The sequence below is a fragment of the Photobacterium sp. TLY01 genome, assembly GCF_021432065.1.
Lineage (GTDB): Bacteria > Pseudomonadota > Gammaproteobacteria > Enterobacterales > Vibrionaceae > Photobacterium > Photobacterium halotolerans_A.
The window spans coordinates 1,179,234-1,201,430 of record NZ_CP090364.1; the positions used below are offsets into that span (position 1 = coordinate 1,179,234).

Annotated in this window: 15 protein-coding genes; 5 read left to right on the top strand and 10 right to left on the bottom strand. The window is 48.6% G+C overall.

Annotated elements, in window-relative coordinates:
* Positions 1-70 precede the first annotated feature (70 nt).
* Complete coding sequence (locus LN341_RS05925) at positions 71-997, bottom strand: AraC family transcriptional regulator (protein WP_234204372.1); 927 nt, start codon at positions 995-997, stop codon at positions 71-73.
* 353 nt (positions 998-1,350) lie between these two features.
* Between LN341_RS05925 and LN341_RS05930 the strand changes: the two genes are divergently transcribed.
* Genes LN341_RS05930 through LN341_RS05940 form a run of 3 tightly spaced genes read left to right on the top strand, consistent with a single transcriptional unit; the run spans position 1,351 to position 6,077 of the window.
* Positions 1,351-2,607, top strand: coding sequence for an efflux RND transporter periplasmic adaptor subunit (locus tag LN341_RS05930; RefSeq protein ID WP_046219324.1), 1,257 nt, complete (start codon positions 1,351-1,353; stop codon positions 2,605-2,607).
* Positions 2,608-2,619: 12 nt separating this feature from the next.
* On the top strand, positions 2,620-5,799 hold the full coding sequence (locus tag LN341_RS05935; protein ID WP_234204373.1) for an efflux RND transporter permease subunit: 3,180 nt from the start codon (positions 2,620-2,622) through the stop codon (positions 5,797-5,799).
* On the top strand, positions 5,796-6,077 hold the full coding sequence (locus LN341_RS05940) for a hypothetical protein (RefSeq protein WP_234204374.1): 282 nt from the start codon (positions 5,796-5,798) through the stop codon (positions 6,075-6,077). Before LN341_RS05935 ends, LN341_RS05940 begins: the two co-directional genes overlap by 4 nt.
* A gap of 16 nt (positions 6,078-6,093) precedes the next feature.
* Here the strand turns inward: LN341_RS05940 and LN341_RS05945 are convergent, their stop codons facing one another.
* Positions 6,094-6,870 (bottom strand): helix-turn-helix domain-containing protein, encoded by a 777-nt coding sequence (locus tag LN341_RS05945; RefSeq protein ID WP_234204375.1) that lies wholly within the window; start codon positions 6,868-6,870, stop codon positions 6,094-6,096.
* Between the two features lie 99 nt (positions 6,871-6,969).
* On the opposite strand from LN341_RS05945, the gene LN341_RS05950 reads away from it, so the two are divergent.
* On the top strand, positions 6,970-8,124 hold the full coding sequence (locus LN341_RS05950; protein WP_234204377.1) for an MFS transporter: 1,155 nt from the start codon (positions 6,970-6,972) through the stop codon (positions 8,122-8,124).
* 43 nt (positions 8,125-8,167) lie between these two features.
* Here LN341_RS05950 and LN341_RS05955 read toward each other — a convergent pair whose 3' ends face one another.
* Complete coding sequence (locus LN341_RS05955; RefSeq protein WP_234204378.1) at positions 8,168-9,064, bottom strand: LysR family transcriptional regulator; 897 nt, start codon at positions 9,062-9,064, stop codon at positions 8,168-8,170.
* A 93-nt stretch (positions 9,065-9,157) separates the two neighbouring features.
* Here LN341_RS05955 and LN341_RS05960 point away from each other — a divergent pair, with 93 nt between their 5' ends.
* The gene (locus LN341_RS05960; RefSeq protein WP_234204379.1) at positions 9,158-10,078 is read left to right on the top strand and encodes a DMT family transporter; all 921 of its coding nucleotides are present in this window, start codon (positions 9,158-9,160) and stop codon (positions 10,076-10,078) included.
* Positions 10,079-10,113: 35 nt separating this feature from the next.
* Here LN341_RS05960 and LN341_RS05965 read toward each other — a convergent pair whose 3' ends face one another.
* The 7 genes from LN341_RS05965 to LN341_RS05995 form a co-directional block, all read right to left on the bottom strand.
* A complete protein-coding gene (locus LN341_RS05965; protein ID WP_234204384.1) occupies positions 10,114-11,097 on the bottom strand; it encodes an LLM class flavin-dependent oxidoreductase in 984 nt (327 codons plus the stop codon).
* A gap of 138 nt (positions 11,098-11,235) precedes the next feature.
* Complete coding sequence (locus LN341_RS05970) at positions 11,236-12,393, bottom strand: MFS transporter (protein WP_234204385.1); 1,158 nt, start codon at positions 12,391-12,393, stop codon at positions 11,236-11,238.
* A gap of 68 nt (positions 12,394-12,461) precedes the next feature.
* Entirely contained in the window at positions 12,462-15,287 is a 2,826-nt protein-coding gene (locus tag LN341_RS05975; protein ID WP_234204386.1) for an aldehyde dehydrogenase family protein, read from the bottom strand.
* Positions 15,288-15,925: 638 nt separating this feature from the next.
* A complete protein-coding gene (locus tag LN341_RS05980; protein ID WP_234204388.1) occupies positions 15,926-17,806 on the bottom strand; it encodes a monovalent cation:proton antiporter-2 (CPA2) family protein in 1,881 nt (626 codons plus the stop codon).
* A gap of 199 nt (positions 17,807-18,005) precedes the next feature.
* Positions 18,006-19,079, bottom strand: a complete 1,074-nt coding sequence (locus LN341_RS05985) for an alcohol dehydrogenase family protein (RefSeq protein ID WP_234204390.1) — start codon at positions 19,077-19,079, stop codon at positions 18,006-18,008.
* Positions 19,080-19,664: 585 nt separating this feature from the next.
* The gene (locus LN341_RS05990) at positions 19,665-20,693 is read right to left on the bottom strand and encodes a methionine synthase (protein ID WP_234204934.1); all 1,029 of its coding nucleotides are present in this window, start codon (positions 20,691-20,693) and stop codon (positions 19,665-19,667) included.
* A gap of 26 nt (positions 20,694-20,719) precedes the next feature.
* Positions 20,720-21,709 (bottom strand): DUF1852 domain-containing protein, encoded by a 990-nt coding sequence (locus tag LN341_RS05995; RefSeq protein WP_234204392.1) that lies wholly within the window; start codon positions 21,707-21,709, stop codon positions 20,720-20,722.
* Between the last annotated feature and the right edge of the window lie 488 nt (positions 21,710-22,197).

The following is a 22,197-nucleotide window of genomic DNA, read 5'->3' on the forward strand; positions in this document are numbered from 1 at the left end:
GGCAGTGTTGTCTGCCACTTTTTTTATGGTTTTTCGGTGTGCGAACAGACCAATTCAGTGGATCAAATGATTACTGTACTCTGTCTTCCATCATTGGTTTGTGGCCGCGCAGGCGGCTGATGTCCGTCATCGGTGGAATACCAAACAGGCGGCTGTATTCCCGGTTGAAATGGGAGGGGCTTTCATAGCCGACCCGATAACTGGCAGCCGAAGCGTCTATGCCGTCCTGCAGCATGATCCGGCGTGCTTCGTTGAGCCTGAGCTGTTTCTGAAACTGCAACGGCGTCATGGATGTCACGGCTTTGAAGGCGTTGAACAGGGAAGACTGGCTCATGTGGACCATATCGGCCAGCTCCTGAACCCGGATCGGTTCCCGGTATCGTTGCTGAATCATCTCGACCACTTTGCTGATGCGGTTGGCCTGGGTATCCCGGAGCAGGAACTGACGCAACTGAACCCCGACCGGGCTTTTCAGTAGTCTGAACATGAGCTCCCGTTTCAGCAGCGGCAACATGACGGGGACATCTTCCGGCTGGTCGAGTAAGGCCAGGTAACGTTTGAACACCGACAGCATCTCCTCATCAGATGACACGGTTCTGATGCAGTAAGGGCATTTGGTGATGGCTTCGGGCGGTTCGTTCATGACGATCAGTAAATCTGTCAACTCTTTGAGATCCAGCGCAATGCTGATGCCAATATAAGGCTGCTCTTCTGAAGCACGAAGGATTTCACCGACCACAGGCATCATCACAGGCACCAGTAATAGATCGCCTTCCTTGAGCAACAATTCACGCGCCCCGGCCGTAATGCGCTTTTCACCTTGCAGCAGCAAACACAGCATCGGGCTGTAGATAGTTGGTGAGCAGGAGGTATTTTCCGTGCTATGCACCAGTTTAATGTCCGGCAGCGCCGTTTCAGTCAGTCCCGGCCCGTCAATGTGCCGATTCACCAGGTTGATTAATTCTTGTTGGGTAGCCGTCATCGTGTCACTCACCATTGTCTCATCCACATGCGACTATAGAGTATAAGGCAAGCACACTGCTACTGTTTTACCTCAGAATGACAATTAGAGGATTAGGCAAGGATTGTGTAGGAAAAGGCAAGATGTCTGTCATGGCGCCAAATTATCTTTGCTGGACTCAAGCATCTGTTATTTATAACGGTACGGGTAGCGTTGCCTGTTAAATCCGGCTGATTGTAGAAATAGGCAATCATCTCCGAGCTTTCGACAATATCAATACGCTGAATGGGACATAGAATGACAAGGTGAAATCCGATCCTTCTTTGATGGGTCGGGCAAGACATTGCATTTTTCGATTTTCGCGTATCTAAGTCAGAGAGGATTGCCTGATGACCTTATTCACCCCATTCAGAAACGTGTTCAGGAAACAGCTGCTTACTGGCACGTCTGTTTTTCTGCTGTCTGCCTCCGGGACAGCCTTTGGCAATGACTCTCCGGCATCACCACCGCTACCTGCCATCAGTGTGGCGACTGTACTCAGTGAACGTATCATCGAGTGGGATGAATATACAGGTCGCTTGCAGGCCCCCGAGACCGTGGTGCTCAAACCCCGCGTTTCCGGATACGTGACCGAGGTGGCTTACCGCGAAGGCGATCTGGTTCACCAAGGCGATGTGCTGTTCAGCATTGACGATCGTCTGTTTCGCGCAGAAGTTGAACGGCTGGAGGCGCAGCAGGCCAGTTTGCAGAGCCAGTTAAAACTGGCCGAGAGCGAGTTTGTCCGCGCTAAACGGCTGAATGCGACCAAAGCCATTTCTGCCGATGTCTATGACAACCGTCAGGCTGCATTACAACAGGCCAGGGCCGAGCTGGATGCGCTGAAAGCGTCGCTGAAGCACGCGCGGTTGCAGTTGTCATTCACCCAGGTGGTGTCGCCGATTGACGGCAGAGTTTCGCACGCGCAGGTCACGCAGGGCAATTATGTCACCAGTGGCCAGAGCGAGCTGACGACCATCGTCTCGACCGAGCAGATGTACGCCTGGTTTGATGTCGATGAGCAAACCTATCTCAATTATGTTCGCAATCACCTGGTCCGTGTGACAGAAACCCCTGATTCCAGCCCGGTGATGATGGCGCTGTCCGGCGACGCTGATTATTCATATCAGGGGCATATCGACTTTATCAACAACACAGTGAACCAGCAGACCGGCTCAATTCGGATGCGGGCCACCTTTGAGAATAAAGCCCAGATGCTGATGCCCGGTCTGTTTGCCCGCTTACGGCTGATCGCCAGCAAACCTTATGACGCGATTCTGATTGATGAAAAAGCCGTCGGCACCGATCTCAACAGAAAGTATGTCCTCAAACTGGATGACGCCAATGTGGTGACTTACCAGCCAGTGACCTTGGGTGAGAAAGTCGCCGGCTTGCGTGTGGTGCAGTCCGGCCTGACGTCAGAGGACAGAATTGTGGTCAGCGGCTTGCAGAAAATCCGGCCGAGTATGCAGGTTGCGCCGAAAGTCGTGGAAATGGCGACGACAGAACAACTGGCGGATATTCATCGACTTCAGCAATGGCACACAGAAGACAACAGTGTGGAAGGAAGCGGTGTGCTGACCGCCCGTCAATCGACCGACGCACAGTAATCAGGACAGACTATGTTTTCACAATTTTTTATTCGCAGACCGGTATTTGCTTCTGTGTTATCCCTGTTGTTTGTCATTGTCGGCAGTATCGCGGTCTGGCAGTTGCCGGTGACTGAATACCCGGAAGTGGTGCCGCCGACCGTGGTGATCACGGCCAATTATCCCGGCGCGAACCCAGACGTGATTGCTCAGACCGTGGCCTCGCCGCTGGAGCAGGAAATCAACGGGGTGGAGAAGATGCTGTACATGTCGTCGCAGTCCACCGCAGACGGCATGATGACGCTGACCATCACTTTTGCCATTGGCACCGATGTGGATCTCGCTGTCTCGCAGGTACAAAGCCGGGTCGACCGGGCGCTGCCGCGTTTGCCACAGCAGGTGCAGCGGCTGGGCGTGGTGACGGAAAAATCATCGCCGAACCTGACCATGGTGGTGCATCTGTTCTCGCCGGATGACCGCTATGACATGCTGTATCTGTCCAACTTTGCCAACCTCAAGGTCAAAGATGAACTGGCAAAAGTCAGCGGTGTCGGCTCGGTACGAGCTTTTGGCGCCGGCAAGTTCAGCATGCGGATCTGGCTGGACCCCCATCAGGTCGCCGCGTTGAACCTCACACCGTCCGATATTGCCGATGCGATCCGCCAGCAGAACCAGCAGGCCGTGGCCGGCAGTCTGGGGACCCAGCCGGCAAGCCATTCGGATTATCAGTTACTGATCAATGTCAAAGGGCGTCTGTCGACGGTTGAGGAATTTGAAAACATCATCATCCGCGTCGGTGAGCAGGGTGAAATCAGCCGCCTGAAAGATGTGGCCCGGATTGAGCTGGGTGCCGATTCCTACGCGTTGCGCTCCACCCTGAATAATCAGGATGCTGCCGCCATCGGTATTTTTCAGGCGGCGGGTTCGAATGCGATTCAGATCTCCAATGATGTGCGCGCGACCATGGCGCGTCTGGCGCAAGATTTCCCGGAAGGCGTGTCTTACGAAATCGCCTATGACCCGACTGTCTTTGTGCGTGGCTCGATTGAAGCGGTGATTCAGACACTGCTGGAAGCTGTCTTGCTGGTGGTTGCTGTGGTGGTACTGTTTTTGCAAACCTGGCGGGCGTCCATTATACCGCTGGTGGCGGTGCCTGTGTCGCTGATCGGCACTTTCGCCTTTATGCTGCTGATGGGATTTTCTCTCAATGCGCTGTCGCTCTTTGGCCTGGTGCTGGCGATCGGCATCGTGGTGGATGATGCCATCGTGGTGGTGGAAAACGTTGAGCGGAATATCAGTGAAGGCCTGTCTCCGGTCGATGCCACAGTAAAAGCCATGCGCGAGGTGACCGGACCGATTGTGGCGACCACACTGGTACTGGCGGCGGTGTTTATTCCGACGGCCTTTATGACCGGACTGACCGGTCAGTTTTACAAGCAGTTTGCACTGACCATCACCATTTCTACTTTTATCTCCGCCATTAATTCGCTGACCCTGAGCCCGGCGTTATCTGCGCTGTTGCTCAAAGGCCATGATGCGCCGAAAGACTGGTTGACCCGAGGCATGGACCGGCTGTTCGGCCGCTGGCTGTTCAATCCGTTTAACCGCTTTTTCAGTGCGTTGTCGGGCGGCTATGGTGTGGTGGTGCGCAAAGTCATCCGGGCCGGTGCCATTGCCTCGGTGGCGTATGTGGCGTTACTGGGTTTTACCGGCTATCAGTTTGCCACCACGCCGACCGGCTATATTCCGGCGCAGGATAAGCAGTATCTGATTGCCTTTGCGCAATTGCCGAATGCCGCGTCGCTGGATCGCACCGATGCGGTGTTGGAAAAGATGTCTGAGCTGGCACTGGCGCAGGACGGCGTCACCAATACCCTGGGTTTCCCCGGACTGAGTATTAACGGATTTACCAATGCATCTAACAGCGGCATCGTGTTTGTGACGCTGGATGATTTCGACACACGTCAGGATCCGGCGGCCAGTGCCAACGCAATCGCTGCCCGGCTGAATCAGCAGTATGCCGGCATTGAAGAGGCGTTCGTTGCTGTCTTCCCGCCGCCACCTGTGATGGGCCTTGGCACTATCGGCGGATTCCGGCTGCAGATTGAAGACAAAAACGGATTGGGTTTTGAGGCTTTACATCAGGCAACCATGACGGTGATGCAAAAGGCAGCGGCGACACCAGAACTGGCCGGGGTCTTTTCCGGCTATCAGGTCAACGTGCCGCAACTGGATATTGAGGTCGATCGAACCAAAGCGATGCAGCAGGGCGTGAACCTGGATGTACTTTTCCAGACTTTGCAAGGGTATCTCAGCTCAACGTACGTCAATGATCTGAACCTGTTTGGCCGCACGTATCAGGTGAATATGCAGGCGGATCAGGCGTTTCGTCAGGATGCCGCGCAGGTGGGTCAGATCAAAGTCCGCAATGCGCAGGGCGACATGGTGCCGATTGATTCTTTCATCCATGTCAAAGATACCGCCGGGCCGGATCGCGTGATGCATTATAACGGCTTTATGACGGCGGAAATCAATGGTGGCCCGGCACCGGGTTACAGCTCAGGGGAGGCGCAGGCGGCGATTGAAAAAATTCTGGCGGACACTCTGCCGCGGGGCATGGATTACGAGTGGACCGAACTGACTTATCAGCAGATGATCACCGGGGATTCCAACCTGTATGTGTATCCATTGGTGATCCTGCTGGTGTTCATGGTCCTGGCGGCGCAGTATGAAAGTGTCCGCCTGCCGCTGGCGATCATTCTGATTATTCCTCTGACCCTGCTTTCCGCACTCAGTGGGGTGGTGCTCTATGGCGGCGACAACAATATTCTGACCCAGATCGGCTTTATCGTACTGGTCGGGCTGGCGACTAAGAATGCGATTCTGATCGTTGAGTTCGCCAAAGAGCTGCAGGATCGGGGCTATTCGGTGAAAGACGCGATTCTGGAAGCCAGCCGGTTGCGGCTGCGTCCGATTCTGATGACGTCCATTGCCTTCATCATGGGTGTCGCACCCTTGGTGTATTCCACCGGCGCAGGCGCCGAGATGCGCCAGGCCATGGGTGTGGCGGTCTTCTCGGGCATGATAGGCGTGACTGTGTTTGGCTTGTTACTGACCCCGCTGTTTTATTACCTGCTGGCAAAACGAGGACAGCAGAAAGCACCGGTGGCCACAGCGTCCCCCGCACTGGAAAGCGTTCAAGAGGCATCATGAGTGAGCTCTGGCAGGATACATGCGTTGGCATACTGCTGTGCTGTGCGGTCAGTCTCTCTCCTGTGCTTGACCGCTCTGTGTCACCCGAGGGGTTGTTTCAGGCCTCTCCGGAGGCCTCGCAATACGATGGGGGAGCCTGGCAGAATTTGTTGAATTCGGCCGCTCTGAACAGCCTGTCTGAGCAGAGAGCTGGGGCGGCAGAGACAATGATGATGAACGTCTGTCCGGGCGATCAGGGCGGCCAGATTATCTGGCAGCTTGAAGCGTCTGAAATCTGACGTTGTTGCAGAAGGCTCAATGTCCGGCGCGGAGATATTGCAGCGGAGTGTGTCCGGTTTGCTGTTTAAAAAACGTGATAAAAGCACTGTCGCTGGAAAATTCAAGCCGGTATGCCACGTCATTTACCTGAAGATTGGCAGATAGCAGTTCGATGGCTTTCAGTAACCGCCATTGCTGGCGCCAGTCCTGATAAGGCATCCCGGTTTCCCGGATAAACAACCGGCTGATGGTTTTACTGCTGGCGCCAATCTGCTCACTTAACACCTTCAGCGTCGGGGCATTTAGCTGATCCCGGTGCAGGGCACTGAGCCATGCCGTCAGTCGTCTGTCTGATGGCAAAGGCAGGGATAAATAAGCTTCACGGGCATGATGCAGCTCCTCAAAAAATAGCGCGTGTGTCCGTTGCATACTGTCAGCTGGCTTGTCCCACGGCCAGAAAGCCATGCGTTCAATCAGGGCCTGCAGCAGTGGATTTACCTCAATAATTTTTACTCTGTCCTCAAGGTGGGTGGTGAGTCGGGAATCAAAATAGAGCGAACGATATTCCACCACCTGATACATTTCCGCACAGTGTAGTGTACCGGCCGGAATCCATGCCGCCCGGGTCGGCGGTAACACACAGCGCATCCCGTTCAGGGTAATGTTCATGCATCCCTGCGGTGCATAGAGCAGCTGTGCTTTCCGGTGCCTGTGCATCCCTGAATCATGCTTGCCCATCCGGGCAGCAATGCCGATCACCTCGCTTTCAAAGTCATCTGCATCGAAGCTGGTCGATTGATCGATCAAGGCCATGTGTCTTTATCTCGATGTTTTTTGTCTGAGTGATGTTATTGGGACATTATCAGGATTGAGTAGACTTGGCGCATCTTTTCTTCAGATGAGCGAAAAATAATGAATACGCCTCCTGCGTTGTGGCTGATGGTGGTTTTGATCATGTTCCCCCAGATAGTTGAGACCATCTATAGCCCGGCACTCCCGGATATTGCGTCCGGTTTTGGTGTGTCGGTACCTGTTGCCAGCCAGACACTGTCTGTTTACTTCACCGCGTTTGCGGCAGGGGTTGTGTTCTGGGGGCTGATGTCGGACTGGATTGGCCGTCGTCAAGCCATGCTGGCGGGGCTGACGGTCTACGGCGTGGCAACACTGGCTGCGATGCAAACGCAGCAGTTTGAGTTGTTGTTACTGTGCCGGGTACTGGCGGCTTTTGGGGCTGCCGTGGGCTCGGCGGTCACACAAACCATGCTTCGGGACAGTTGTGACAGAGTCGCGCTTGCGAAAGCGTTCTCTTATGTGGGGATTGGTGTTTCTGTCAGCCCTGTGATTGGCCTGCTGGCAGGGGGCGTGCTGACTGAGTATGGCGGATACCCGACTGTTTTTGCCGCGCTGAGCCTGCTGGCGGGCAGCTTGTGGCTGCTTTGTCTGCTGGGGTTGCCTGAGACCAGGCCGGATGTTATTACTCGGCCATCGGTGCTGACGCTGGGCAAACGTATGGCTGTTGATACGCATCTCTGGCGGTATGCAATGCTGGTGGCGGGATTCAATGTGTTGCTGTTTTCTTATTATCTGCAGGGCCCTTTTGTGTTTGCGCGGCTGGGGTACAGTCCGCAGGTGTTTGGTTACAGCGGCCTTGTTCTGGCAGCCGGAACCATCATTGGCAGTTTTCTCAACCGGCAATGGTTGCACCAAGGGCGCGCTCAGCGTGTGCTGATTCAGCTGGCCTCGGGTTTGGCGCTGGCAGGTGCTGCCGGTGTCATGATCTTACAAGACAGCCTGTGGTTTTTGCTGCCTATGCTGCTGATTGTGGTGGGGTACGGCATGGGGATCCCGACGATTCTCAGCCAGTCTTTGCAGGCCTATCAGGCTCAGGCCGGGTCAGCGGGCGCCTTGTTCGGGCTTCAGTACTACCTGCTAATCGGCGTGGGCTTGTCGGTCGCAGGCATCACAGCAGCGTTCAGTGGCTTTCAGATCATCATTGCCGCTCTGATGGTTTTGCTGAGCCTGTCAGGAAAAGCCACGTCTATGGCTGAACAGATTCTCAGGCGCTGATGATTTCGGAAGTCGTTAACGCGTTTCGTGAGCAGGGAACGGATTATGTCATTACCTCAAACCGCGCCATCACGAACTCAACAAACAAGCGCACCCGCATCGGCAGATGATCGCGGTCGCGGTAAAGCATAAACAGGGTGCGGGGTTTGCTGCACCAGTCCGGGAGGACTCTGCTCAGTTCGCCATTTGCGATCATCGGCAGGGCAAAATAGTCAGGCATATAACCGATGCCCAGGCCAGACTGAATGGCATGGGTCAGCATGCGGATTTCATCGACTTCCAGACGCAGGCCTTTGACGGGTTGGTGATCATATTCCGCTCCTGTTTCTGAATGCACCAGCTGCCAGGGCGACATGGGATGACAGAGGATCGACGAATGGTCGTTCAGCATCTCCGGATGCGTGATGGCCTGAACCGGATACTCGGGATGCGCACAGACAATGAAGTGAATGTCTTTGAGCGGACGGGCTATCCAGTTTTCTACCACAGGGCTTCCGACACGAAAAACCACATCCATCGCCTGGGCTTCAATATCAATCAGGCTGTTGGAAAACTGCAGATCGAGCTGAATATCAGGATACTGCAGCAAAAAGTCGAAAAATATATCGCGCAGAAACTGAGAGCCCGCATTGATGGGCGCGCTGATACGAATTTTCCCTTTCGGCTCATGCTTGTCCCGGTGCAGATCTTCCCCGATGTCACTGAGCTCATCAAACAATGTGCTGGAGCGCTCAAAATATTGCTGACCGGTATGGGTGAGTGAAACCCGATGGGCATCCCGGTTTAGTAATCGCAACTGCAGGTCTGTTTCTAGCTGACGAATCCGCCGGCTGAGGGTCGACAGAGGCATACTTAAATGTTCAGCGGCTGTTTTAAAGCTGCCCAGCCGGGCGACGGTACAAAAACAGCGCAGATCGTCGAGAGAATAGTTAGATTTCATATTTGGGATTTACCATGCTGATATTACCTGTTTATTCATATAATGAAACCAATAGACTAGCGGTTATCATGTGACAAGTCATCTGGAGTGACTATGAATGCTTCATCAACAACGAAAGCCGTTGTTCTGCTCATTATCTGTACCTTTTTCTGGGGCAGCTGCTTTCCGATTGGTAAACATGCACTGAATGAAGTGCATGCGCTCACGCTGGTATTCTGGCGTTTTACCATCGCGGCGGTCTGTCTGGCACTATACATTCTGGTGATGGGGGCGGAGCGCTTTGCGTTAACCATCAGGCAATGGATCTGGGTTGTCGCTGTCAGCGCCGTAGGGGTCGGTGGCCTGAACCTCGGACTCTTTACCGGGCTTGAACATACCGCAGCAACCAACGGTTCGTTGATCATGGCCCTCAGTCCGCTGATGACGGCGTTGATCGCCTGTGTGGCCATGCGGTCTTTACCCACCTTGCCGCAATGTTTCAGCCTGGTGGTCAGTTTGTCTGGCGTGCTGATGGTGATCACCAATGGGCATCTGGAAACGCTGCTCACGATGGACATCAATCAGGGTGATAAGATGATTTTCTCCGGTATGCTGGCGTGGAGCTTTTACACCTATTGCAGCCAGAACATCAGCCGCTGGATGCCGGTTATCCCATATACCTTGGTTGGGATGCTCAGCGGTGCAACTGTGATTGGCCTGATGTGTCTGGCTACACCGGAAGTCCACCCGTTTGCAGAGCTGGTGAGCAGTTCTGCCATCGGGATGACGGAAGTGGTTTACATTGGCGTTTTTGGCACGGTGGCGGGTTACCTGTTGTGGCTGAACGGCGTCCGGGAGCTGGGTTCGCCAACCGCCGCGCTGTTCTTTAATTTTGTGCCTGTGTTTGCGGTGCTCACCGCCTACATGATGGGACAGGCCGTGACACAGCTGCAGCTGATCGGCATTGCGATCGTCATTCTGGGGTTACTGTTGCCAAGGTTGCCGGTATTCAGAAAAGCGACGCAGGCGGTATAAATACGAGCCGGGAGTGACATTACTCCCGGCCATGATTACAGCCCCGCCAGCAGCTCATAAGATCGCAGCTTTTTCTCATGATCGAAAATCAGGGCATTGGCCATGATTTCATCGGCCTGGGTACGCTCAGTCAATTCGATCAATCGGGTCCGGACAGTGTCCTGATCACCGTGAATGGATTCCCGCAGTTGTTTTTCGATCTGGTACTTTTCATGGGGCAGCCAGACCGATTCCATGCTCCAGACCGGAGGCGGAATTTTGCCCTGGACGCCGCGTATCATATTCAGAAACTTCTGCTTTTCCGTGGTGCCCAGATACTGCGCTTCGTCATTTGTGTCCGCCACTATGATGTTCACGCCTATCATGACATACGGTTTATCCAGCTGTTCTGAAGGCTGGAAATGCTCACGGTAGATCTGTATCGCGCTCATCATGGCATCCGGTGCGAAGTGAGAGGCAAACGCAAACGGCAGGCCTTTGATGCCTGCCAGCCGGGCACTGTAAGTGCTGGAGCCCAGCAGCCAGATCGGCACAGAAGAGTCTGAGCCAGGGTAGGCCCTGACCGGCTGATTGGGCGAGACTGGCCCCATGAAAAACTGCAACTCTTCCAGCAGTTCATCAAAGTTGGGCTCCATGCGATCCGGATCGCGGCGCAATGCATGCATGGTCGGGTAGTCGGTGCCCGGCGCGCGGCCCAGCCCGAGATCGATACGATTGGGATACAGCGCCTCCAGAGTGCCGAACTGCTCGGCAATCACCAATGGCGCATGATTGGGCAGCATTACCCCGCCCGAACCCAGCCGGATGGAACTGGTTTGCGCACCGATATGGCTGAGCAGCACAGCGGTAGCGGCACTGGCAATATCGGGCATATTGTGGTGTTCAGCCAGCCAGAACCGCTTGTAACCCCATTTTTCAGCATGTTGCGCTAAAGAGACAGATCGCGCGTAAGTGGACGAGAAATCAGCCCCTTCAGCAACAGGGGCTAGATCTAAAATTGAGCGAGGCGGTAGCGTCATGGACCCTTCTTTCATATCAACAATGAACGATTGCCTGACTATGCCTGTTTATTTCAGCTTGGTAAACAGACAGAATATTGCTTCGTGACAGAGTGAATTCTATATCAGTATGGTTCTGAATAATCCAGTGACTTGGCATTAATTTGATTTTCCTAGTTTTATAAAATAGGTTTTGTTGAATGTGAACGCTAAAAACACCACAGTTGTCATTGAGAGCGATAAAAGAAATCCGTCATGAGAGAAAACCTTCATTAAAGTACCACTGACGATAGGGCCAGAAGTACTTCCTATACCCCATAAAACACCAAAGAGAGAGTTGGTCAGGATAAGTTTACTGCCACTGAATATTTCGCTGGCTCTTATTAATGCTAGTGTATAAATACCACCGGCGACACCCCCTAAAAGTATCATGTGAATCCAAATGAATGATGTACTGACAGTGTATGGTATAAATAATATTAATATTAAAGAAGTTATACCACATAATCGATGGATGTTTTTACTGCCAAATTTATCAGATAACCATCCTATTGGGATTTGTAGCAATGCATCGCCAACAAAAATCAAAGTAATCAAAAATGCTGCAGATGACTCAGGGTGACCGTTGTTGACTGTATAAATAGGGAATAAAGAGAGAACGGTGCTGTCAAAAAACGAAAAGCAAAAGACAGCCATGAATAAGGCAGGGGTGATTTTTAAAAGGCTAAATGAAGACCGAAGTCGGATCGTTTTTCTGCTGGTTAGCATAATGCTGGAAATAACAATGAACAGTGATGAAATAATGAGCAGGGAAGAAATGATACTTCTGGGAATCAAGTCATTAAAACCAAAAAATGAAATGAATAAAGGCCCACATAGCTGACTCCCGGTATAACACGTTGTATAAAAACCGATAAATCTGCCTTTGTGTGTATCAGGACTGCGTTCGGCAACCCATGTTTCTCCCAGTATAACGATTACACCACAGCACATACCCATAACTAAACTGAAGAAAAAAACAATCTTCGGATCAGATTGTAAAAGCGATAGATTCAGTGTGACGAGTATGAATAACAAACAAGCTGTCATTGTTATCTTAATAGGAAAACGATGATTAATCTGAGGTGTAATTAAAGATGAGATAAACATCCCCAGAGCCGGAGCAGAAGACATTAAGCCAATTAACTCAATATTTCCTCCTGCGTTGTTCAGTCTCAAAGCTTGAAAGGGAATAAAATAACCGAGTAATGAGCCAACAAGCGAAGAGCTCAATACTACGGCAAAAATAGAGAGATAAAAACTTGATTTTTGGCTCATACTCATTTCCAAAAAATTTACTGATCTTAATGTTTACATGTTTAGTCGCTATCGTACAGTTTTATAATTTATGGGTTTAATACCAGGTGATTATAAATGTCTCGTTGCGGTAATGTATTCCCTTTGATAACTTGCCCGTTGAAGTAAATACATGAAGCGGCTACACCTTGACCGCCATAGGGTGTTGTTCCACGTTCAACGAGATGTAAATCGGTGTTCATCAAAATACTTTCACTTAAATGGATGTTTTTACTTAGCTCATTTTGGATATAGTGACTCGTGCCAAACAGTGAAATATACATTGCATTTGTAGAATATTGTGGTTGTGAGAAGTAGCTATCGAGTTCATCATCTGAGCCGTATGCTTGAAGAAAGAATATTGGAGCAAAAAATTCTTTATAATTCCCTCCTAGCGAGAGAGGTTTCTCAAAAATTGTTGGCTTAATCAAACCATTGATTATATTTATTTCACCACCGTATGTGCAAAATTCTCTGTATTGTTTAAAGATGGATGCTAATTTTATTGAATGGTCAATGTCACTATTGGGACCCACGATAGTGTTGGGATCTTCATAAGTACCCACCTTATGTTCAATTTTCTTTAATTCATCAATTAAGCGCAGTCTGAAGTCATTATATATATCGTTATGAATAAGGATTGAATTGGGCCCTGCACAGTCTTGTCCTTGATTATACAAGACAACACGCTTTGCACTTTCAATAGCTTGATCTATATCTGCATCATGACTGATAACTAATGGGTTATGTCCAGCACCATTTAAGATAAAGAGTGTTTTTTTTCTGAAATGCTTCCTGACTTTCAATGCATTTTCTGGTGTTCCGGTAAAAATGACCGCATCGGTCACTTGAATTCGCTTGCTTACGAAACTTTCTTTATCTTCAAAAGAAACAGATAAACTATTTGAATAGTCTCTGAAGTCTAACGCTTTGAGTAGTTTCTGATAATGTGAATGCATCGCAGTGGGCGGCCGGATACAGGTATCTTTAGACATGAGTGAAGGAATGAAACCAAAACACACAGTGGCATAAAGAGGTTGGTTCAAAGGAAGAAACGATGTAACGCCATGAATTTTGAACTTAAAGTAGTCTTGGTTTTCCTGAATGTTTAAAAGAAGGTCAAGTGATCTGGAAATTTCATCATCTGTAACATTCTTGCACTGATAACTTGAAACTGAGTTCACAATTTCATGGCGTTTACTTTTTAATGCCTGTGCTAGCTTTAAACATTGTTCTTTCACTGAATCAAATGAGATGGCCTCTGAATAACTTGTCTCACTGTCTTCAATAGTATGCGCAGACTTGCTGCCCATGTTTGTTTTTTTATTGCTGCTCGCTTCGTCTATTCCCATTTCTTCAATATAAGTTGTCTCTGACATTTCAACTGAATCCTTTAATCTTCTAATAAACTCTTTGATGCCTGTAATCTCTAACCAGGTAGAAATTCTAGGTCCGTAATTGTTATTAAATAATGACTTGTAAATTATCTCCCATGGGTGATTTTTTGAGTCTTTATTAAATGTGTTCTTATAACAATCATGGACAAGAAGGTAGAGGTTTATATCTTGAATTTTTTCAGTGCTCACTTCTTCTAAGCAAAATGATAATAATGAAATGAATTTTTTCTCTGCCTCTGAAAAAGTTAAGTCAGGTGATTTCGAATTTTTTATTGTCTCAAGAAAATAATTATACGAATATTGAATGGCATCATTACTCATGGATAAAGAGTATCGCCTTAAAAAATCTACAGCTGACTGTAAAGTGTGAGGTTGTGAAGCAGTTAGTATTCTATGTGCTTTGGTGTAAGTAGTAGATAAGTCACTCTTAGCAAGAGCCATATCATTTAATCTAGGTGATAAATTGATATGAAATTTAGAGTTACGCTTTGGATTCTTTTCAAGATAGTTAATTAATGCTTTGTCGGTCAATAAATCTACTGATTTCTCTAAGGAGAACCCATTACCTTTCGACTTTGAAATCTTCTTGCAATTATCGTCTAAAAACAAACCATATTTATAAAGCTTTGGTGTTTCTCTTTCAAGGGAAGTGGCTATTTTGATGGCGATATTTGCAGAGCTGGTGAGATCTTCTCCATGCATTTCAAATCTGATGTCCCGAGCCAGAAGTCGCATAGCCCAGTCAGCTTTCCACTGTAATTTACAATGACCATCAAGTACCGAAGTCGTAATCGGCTCATTGAGAATTTCAGTCGAGTAGAAATCCTTTAACTCGATTCCGTATTCACTACCTGGCTTATTAATTATTTCATTGGCAGGTATTCTGTAGGTCATCTCTCCTTTTATTGGATCAATGTCAATCAAGTGAATATGCTCTATCACTCTTCCGCTTGTTGGTGATATTGGCATGAATATACTGTAAGTCCTTTTTCTTAACGGACCTACCGATTCTTTGCAAATGTTATTAACCACTTCATAATTATTAAGGAAGTTTAATATTTCTTTGTTATACTCCCCAGATTGATAACTTCTGGAGTTCTTTATTGAATTACATTCAATGTTGTATCTCTTGATATGCTCGGATAATTTTGACTCAACCATCTCTGAGAAGCTACTTTTCATTTGAAATGGGTCTGGAACCTGGTTGATGGATTTCCCTATGTAATTGCTCAATAGTTCTTGGTTCGGAAGATTGGAAGGAATTTTCCTGAAAGGGTCTAAATCATCAGAAACTAAGTGGAAATGTACTTTTCTCCCCAGTTTTTCGAGCGATTTTTTCAGGAAGTTTGTTCTTATTATTTCACATAAAGTACCAATGTGAGGGAGACCTGTAGGGCCAAATCCAGCACTTATATTGATTTCTTTATCAGATGGAATGTTACTATCAATCTTCTGAGCTTCAATTTCATACCATTTCAAATTGACTACCTCGACAATAAATGTTTATTCAGTGCTATTGATGAAGCGTAAAATATGGAATAAAAACGGATTAATATTATCTGGTTTTTGGCCTTGATAAGTTTCGCGAGACTAGCAGTAATGAAAAGAATGTAAAATGGCATTTGTTTGCTGTATGAATTCCATCGCAATACTATTTGCATTTAATTTATGTGGTATACATTTTTCTTCGAGTTAAAGCTCACTTATTATTGATTTAATTAAAGATAAAACACTGTGTTTTTCTAACTATCAATAATGGTTGTTTTTGATGAAAGTATAATTTGAATGGAGGGCTATCTTTATCGGGGTAGAGTATAAAATTCTATTTTGGAATTTTTATTCTGATGAAAAATACTGCTATGTCGTTATATTCTGCCCATGGGAAAAAGTTGCTGTAATCAGTCAATCTCCACTTTCGTCTTCGGATAGCATGTGATGTAACTTGCCGATAACTGCACTTCAACTCATGGTAAATAGCTGATTTTCTTAGCGCGAAGCGACACAGAGCGCAAAGTGGGTAAACTTAACTGAAACATCATTAGATTCAGGTGTGAGATCACACGGGCAATCGCGTCATGGCACACCTGAGAATCGTTGCGGGTCAGATCAAGCGCGGCTCATGCTTTATGGCTTTCTTCGGTTTCATGATTCGAGCGCTCAAAAGCCATTTCTTCGTGGATCCTGTCTTCAAACTGCATGAAGAGTTTGAGGTAGTTATTATCAAACCGCTCGCCTTCTTTGGACTCGCCCAGCCAGGCCTGATAGAGACCGGCAGACAGTTCGTCATCGACCCGTTTGTACGCGGATTTCTGTTGCTGGGCCAGACGAGGCGGGTGGCCCAGTTCACGCAGGGCGGCGGCGCCAATTTCCAGCGCGGAATGATAGGTTTCAGATTCAATCACATCGGCACCTGCCTGACGTAGCCGGTAACTGTGGCCCCGGTCATAGGCGCGGGCCAGCACCTTGACGTGCGGATAGCTGTGCTTGATATGTTTGACAAGCATGATGCTGCTTTCCTGATTGTCCATCGCAACCACTACCATAGCGGCCTGTTCTATCCCTGCAGTGTGCAGCAGGTCCGGGCGGGTGGCATCGCCAAAATAGGCCTTGGTGTTGATTCTTCGCATGGTATCTATGATGGTTGACTGGTGATCCAGCACCACAGTTTTCACGCCGTTGGCGATCAGCAGGCGGTTGACAATTTGCCCGAAGCGGCCGATCCCGGCAATGATCACAGTACCTTGTTCATCAATATTATCCGCTTCGCGTTCGTTGGAAGAGTGCTCAAAGCGCGGCAAGATGACTTTGTCGTAGAAAATGAACAGTCCGGGGGTGAACATCATCGACAGCGCAACCACCAGAGACAAGGTTTGCGCCAGCTCCGGGGGCAGTACATGGTTCTGGACGGTGAAACTGATCAGAACGAACCCGAACTCACCGGCTTGCGCCAGACTCAGGGCAAACAGCCAGCGGTTACTGTTACGAATCCGGAAAATCAACGCCAGCAGGAAGAGCACCAGTGCTTTGATCAGCATAATGCCCAGCGTCAGACCAATTACAGTAAAGAATTCGCTGAACAGAATGCTGAAATTGATCCCGGCACCAACCGTGATAAAGAACAGGCCCAGCAGCAGCCCTTTAAAGGGATCGATGTTGGATTCCAGTTCATGTCGGAATTCACTGTTCGCCAGCACCACACCGGCAAGAAAGGTGCCCAGCGCAGGAGACAGGCCAACCAGACTCATCAGGATAGAGACGCCCAGTACCAGCATCAGGGCGGTGGCGGTAAAAATTTCCCGCAGGCCAGAACTGGCAACAAAGCGAAATAAGGGCCTGCTGAGGTAATGGCCGCCAACCACCACAAAGGCGATGGAAGCGGTAATCACCAGTCCATAGGCCCAGCCGGGTAATCCGGCGACCAGGCTCAGTTCTTCATGGTGCTCAGCCGCCGACGCGGCTGCGGATTGTGCTTGCGCAATCAACTCGGGCAAGGCCAGCAGTGGTAACAGCGCCAGCATGGGGATCACGGCGATGTCCTGAAACAGGAGTACTGAAAAAGCATTTTTCCCGCCTTCAGTCCGGCCCAGTCGTTTTTCGTTGAAGGTTTGTAACACAATGGCGGTGGAGGACATCGCCAGAATCAGACCAATAGCCAGCGCCAGCGTCCAGGGGAGTTCGAAAAGCAGCCCAGCGCCGGTAAAAGCCAGCGCTGTCAGGCCAATCTGTAATCCGCCCAACCCGATGAGCCGGTGCCGCATGGCCCACAGTGATTTTGGCTCCAACTCCAGACCGACCAGAAACAGCATGATCACCACACCAAATTCGGCAAAATGCTGAATCGAGGTGGTTTCTTCACCCACTAAGCCGATGACCGGCCCGATGACCACGCCAGCAATGAGATAGCCCAACACGGAGCCCAGCCCGAACCGCTGTGCCAGCGGCACGGCAATGACGGCTGCAATCAGGTAAATAAAGGCATAGATAAGATATTCCGTCATGTTGTTTCCTTTGACTGACGTAGCGGGTGAATGTTGTGTACAGACTGACAGTTATATGTCAGGGAGAGGTATTTTCAAAGGTGTCTTTTGGTGTTGGTGTGAGTGGAGACGTTGAGCGATCAATGATCTCTCGTGGGCACGTCTCACAAAATATCTCACAGCAATGCAGTGATAAAACATGGGGGCTTTGAAGTAAGCTTCAGGGAATAAGAACAAATTTTCCAAAGTGCTGCCGTTGCAAAAACTCAGTCTGAGCTTGCGCTATCTGTGCAAGAGGAAAGGTTTTAGCCACTAACGGTCTAATTTCGTTTTTCTCGATGTAGCGAATGATGTTCGGGAAAACAGGTTCATCCCATGCCGTTGTACCAATAAGAGAGATATCTTTGAGATAGAGTTTACGAAGATCAATGTTTACAATCGGCCCAGCGATAGCCCCTGATGTTACAAGACGCCCTCCTCGTTTCAGTATCGCCAATTGCTGTCCAAAGGTTTCACCTGCAACATTATCGATGACGGCATCGACACTGTTCTCTCCCAGTGTGTGAAGGAGATCGGCATTGCGGTCTATAACGTTATCAACGCCTAATGTTTGTAAAGATTGGTGATTGCTTTTTGAAGCAACGGCAAAAACACGCGCTCCGCGACGTTTCGCGAGTTGAATAGCGGCGGATCCGACCCCGCCAGATGCGCCCATGACTAAAACTGTATCAGAATGCTGGACGTTAGCTCTGTGCAGCATGTTCTCTGCAGTACCGAATGCACAAGGTATGCTGGCGAGTTCCACATCGCTCCATTGCGTTTGAACAGGAAAAACTTCATGAGCGGGCACTTTCACGAATTCAGCAAACGCACCATCAAAGTCCGATGCCATCCAGATGTGATTAAAGTCGTTAAAGCCGTTCGTTCTCATGCAGGGTCTTATCAAGACGCGCTGCCCGATGAGCGGTTTATCTGTGCTGTTCGCTGCCTCTACCACGATGCCGCAGCAATCCGTCCCCTGAATGAGAGGGAAAGGGGTTTCTTTACTCCAGCCACCATCACTTAACGTATTAAAATTACTTTGCTTGGCCATTTCATTCGTCGAGGTGTTTACGTTACCGGAGTACCAACCCATTCGCGTATTGATTTCAGTGTTGTTGACACCTGCAGCAAGTACCTTTATCAGCACCTCTCCGGCAGTAAGTTCCGGAACAGGCATATCTTGATAAACGAGTTTATCGAGACCACCTTGCTCAATAGTGACAACTGCTTTCATTGTTTTATGTGGTTTCATCTCCGAATTCCGGCAAGATAAACGGGTAGTACAGTGTCGAGTCGATAACGCTAAGTATAGTCACCGCCGTAGTTTCGCGGTGAGGTATGAATCATCAACAAAGCAGATTTTCTTCAAGCTGCGGAGATATTGCTTTATCAGGCAGGATTTCGAAGCACTTCCGTTGCAGAAATTGCACAGTATGTCAGTACAAGGTAGCTGGCACTGTATAATCACTCTTCGAGTACAGAAGCTTTAATCTTAGCCATTATTGAAACCCAAAAGCTCAGATAATTGGAAAGTGCCAGGCAGATTGATGAAGGTGAGCGGAGAGGTGTCTGTCGTTGTCACACTTTTATGCTCTTAACAGTTAGTTTGAGCAGCAAAATGGTAATGGTTTTTTTATTACTATGAACTTTCTGAATATAAAAGACACACCGTGCTCAAGCGGACACACCAACAGATCTAAACATCTCTTCAAGTTCAGAGATACGATCAGACCCAGATTATGCGCAATATTGATCTATCACGGGTTACCGATTTGTTCATGGCTGGCGAACCCAAGCCAACAAAAAGGTAACCCTGTTCACTGCACTATATCAGCGCCTAAGCAGAGAGCTCTTTCCGAACAATTTCAGCGCCTGCGCTTAAAGCATTGAGCTTGCCTTTTGCAATTTCACGCGGCAGGGGAGCCATGCCACAGTTGGTACACGGATAGAGCTTGTCGGCATCAACAAACTGGAGTGCTTTTCGCAGCGTATCAGCAACTTCCTCAGGCGTCTCAATGGTATTGGTTGCCACATCAATGGCGCCGACCATCACTTTCTTCCCCCGGATTAGTTCAAGCAGCTCGATGGGCACACGAGAGTTGTGACATTCCAGAGAGATAATATCAATATTCGATTGTTGCAGTTTAGGGAAAATTTCTTCGTATTGCCGCCACTCAGAACCCAGGGTCTTTTTCCAGTCAGTGTTGGCTTTAATGCCATAGCCATAGCAAATATGGACAGCGGTTTCGCATTTCAGGCCTTCAATGGCTCTTTCTAAGGTCGCGATCCCCCAGTCGTTGACCTCATCAAAGAACACATTAAAAGCGGGTTCATCAAATTGAATAATATCAACACCTGCCGCTTCTAATTCTTTGGCTTCCTGATTGAGAATTTTGGCAAACTCCCAGGCGAGCTTTTCACGACTTTGATAATGGGCATCATAAAGGGTATCAATCATTGTCATGGGACCAGGCAGGGCCCATTTGATCGGCTGTTTGGTCTGCTGACGCAGAAATTTAGCATCTTCAACAAACACCGGCTTTTGGCGGCTGACCGGCCCGACGACTGTCGGGACACTCGCCTCATAGCGGTCACGAATTTTGACTGTCTTCCGATTCTCAAAATCAACACCGCTCAGGTGCTCAATAAAGGTGGTGACAAAGTGTTGGCGCGATTGCTCGCCATCACTGACAATATCAATCCCGGCATGTTGTTGTTCATGCAATGACAAACGTAAAGCATCTTGCTTGCCTTCAATGAGTGCCTGATCCTGCAGTTTCCAGGGAGACCAAAGTGTCTCAGGCTGCGCGAGCCAGGAAGGTTTCGGTAAACTGCCTGAAGTTGAAGTCGGTAATAATTTTTTCATCATCAATCATCTTATATTTGGGTGAGTTAAAGAACGTAACTGGCAGACCATTGTTCAAGAATCGCTTGATAGGGTTTGATAAATTGCGCTTCAGCGAATTTTCCCTGCTCAATCGCCAACCGGCTGCGTTCTTCCCGGTCATAAACAATTTGAGTTAATGAATGGTCCTGGTTCTTCAAATTCGGTTGATAGCATTGGCCGGCAGCAGAATTCGCATTATAAATCTCAGGCCGGTAAATCTTTTGAAAGCTTTCCATCGTGCTGATGGTGCTGATAAGCTCAAGATTCGTATAATCACTCAGTAAATCACCATAAAAGAAAAAGGCTAAAGGCGAAACACTATTGGGCGGCATAAAATAGCGAACCTGCAAACCCATTTTTTTGAAGTATTGCTCAGTCAGAGATGATTCATTGGGTTGATATTCAACACCTAAGACAGGATGCTGATTTTCAGTCCGGTGATAGGTTTTATTATCCGAAACGCTCAGGCAGATGACAGGTGGCTTGTGAAAATGTTCTTTATAGATATCTGAATTTAAGAAACATTGAAACAGGTTACCATGTAGCTGGCCAAAGTTATCTGGAATACTAAAGCCGGCTTTGCCTTTATTATGCTCCAGCAGTAAGACACTAAAATCATAATCCCGGACATAAGAAGAAAAGTTATTGCCGACAATACCTTCAATGCGTTGGTTGGTTTTGTGATCAACAATATTGGTTTTCAAAATTTCAATCATAGGAAATGCCTGGCCATCACCTTTGACATCAGCATCGATATTCATGTCAACAGAAATGATTTCAAGTTCGACAGAGTAACGATCGCCTTTGGGGTTATCCCAAGTTGCCAGGGCATTAAAACGGTTGTCAATCATCCTGAGCGTGTTGCGCAGATTCTCCTGGCGGTTATTCCCTCTGGCCAGGTTCGCAAAGTTGGTTGTGATACGAGTATTGTCTAAAGGATGATAGTTCTCATCGAAAGCAATCTTCTTGATCGTAAATGTAAAATCATGATTCATTGTGTTCTGGTATCCGTTTTCCTGAGATGAAACCTGACTGTATGACTTGTGCTTTCTGGACGTGACCATTTGATTTTTATTTGCCCAGTCAGTCGCTTTACAGCCTTTGACTTTCGACTCACCGCTAACGCAGAAGAAACTGTCATCTTGCAGAGAGTGCTAACCACTGAGTTTGTTTATACTTGGGCCATTACATGAATAAAATTGATTTTATTTCATCAATCCATGAGTCACGTTCATGAGTGGTGTGAATCGAGCGATTTCAGCAGGGGGAACTCAGTCAGACAGGAAGAAATGCAGAACGAATGAAAGGCTGCTCGGCAGTGCCTGTGTCCTCTTCCCCTCTAGCGCGACATACAACAAACTCAGAGGTAGAAATTCGTCACCGTACTCGCGGGAATAACGAAGGGAAGTCAGTAATGTATGCCTGACAACGCTTATGCTCAGCAAAGCGTGCCTGACGCACGGCAACTAAAGCGGAAAGATAC

Excerpts from the sequence above, each read along its gene's own strand:
- LN341_RS05925 (WP_234204372.1), bottom strand. The coding sequence starts at position 997 with ATGGTGAGTGACACGATGACGGCTACCCAACAAGAATTAATCAACCTG.
- LN341_RS05930 (WP_046219324.1), top strand. The coding sequence starts at position 1,351 with ATGACCTTATTCACCCCATTCAGAAACGTGTTCAGGAAACAGCTGCTT.
- LN341_RS05935 (WP_234204373.1), top strand. The coding sequence starts at position 2,620 with ATGTTTTCACAATTTTTTATTCGCAGACCGGTATTTGCTTCTGTGTTA.
- LN341_RS05940 (WP_234204374.1), top strand. The coding sequence starts at position 5,796 with ATGAGTGAGCTCTGGCAGGATACATGCGTTGGCATACTGCTGTGCTGT.
- LN341_RS05945 (WP_234204375.1), bottom strand. The coding sequence starts at position 6,870 with ATGGCCTTGATCGATCAATCGACCAGCTTCGATGCAGATGACTTTGAA.
- LN341_RS05950 (WP_234204377.1), top strand. The coding sequence starts at position 6,970 with ATGAATACGCCTCCTGCGTTGTGGCTGATGGTGGTTTTGATCATGTTC.
- LN341_RS05955 (WP_234204378.1), bottom strand. The coding sequence starts at position 9,064 with ATGAAATCTAACTATTCTCTCGACGATCTGCGCTGTTTTTGTACCGTC.
- LN341_RS05960 (WP_234204379.1), top strand. The coding sequence starts at position 9,158 with ATGAATGCTTCATCAACAACGAAAGCCGTTGTTCTGCTCATTATCTGT.
- LN341_RS05965 (WP_234204384.1), bottom strand. The coding sequence starts at position 11,097 with ATGACGCTACCGCCTCGCTCAATTTTAGATCTAGCCCCTGTTGCTGAA.
- LN341_RS05970 (WP_234204385.1), bottom strand. The coding sequence starts at position 12,393 with ATGAGCCAAAAATCAAGTTTTTATCTCTCTATTTTTGCCGTAGTATTG.
- LN341_RS05980 (WP_234204388.1), bottom strand. The coding sequence starts at position 17,806 with ATGACGGAATATCTTATCTATGCCTTTATTTACCTGATTGCAGCCGTC.
- LN341_RS05985 (WP_234204390.1), bottom strand. The coding sequence starts at position 19,079 with ATGAAACCACATAAAACAATGAAAGCAGTTGTCACTATTGAGCAAGGT.
- LN341_RS05990 (WP_234204934.1), bottom strand. The coding sequence starts at position 20,693 with ATGAAAAAATTATTACCGACTTCAACTTCAGGCAGTTTACCGAAACCT.
- LN341_RS05995 (WP_234204392.1), bottom strand. The coding sequence starts at position 21,709 with ATGAATCATGATTTTACATTTACGATCAAGAAGATTGCTTTCGATGAG.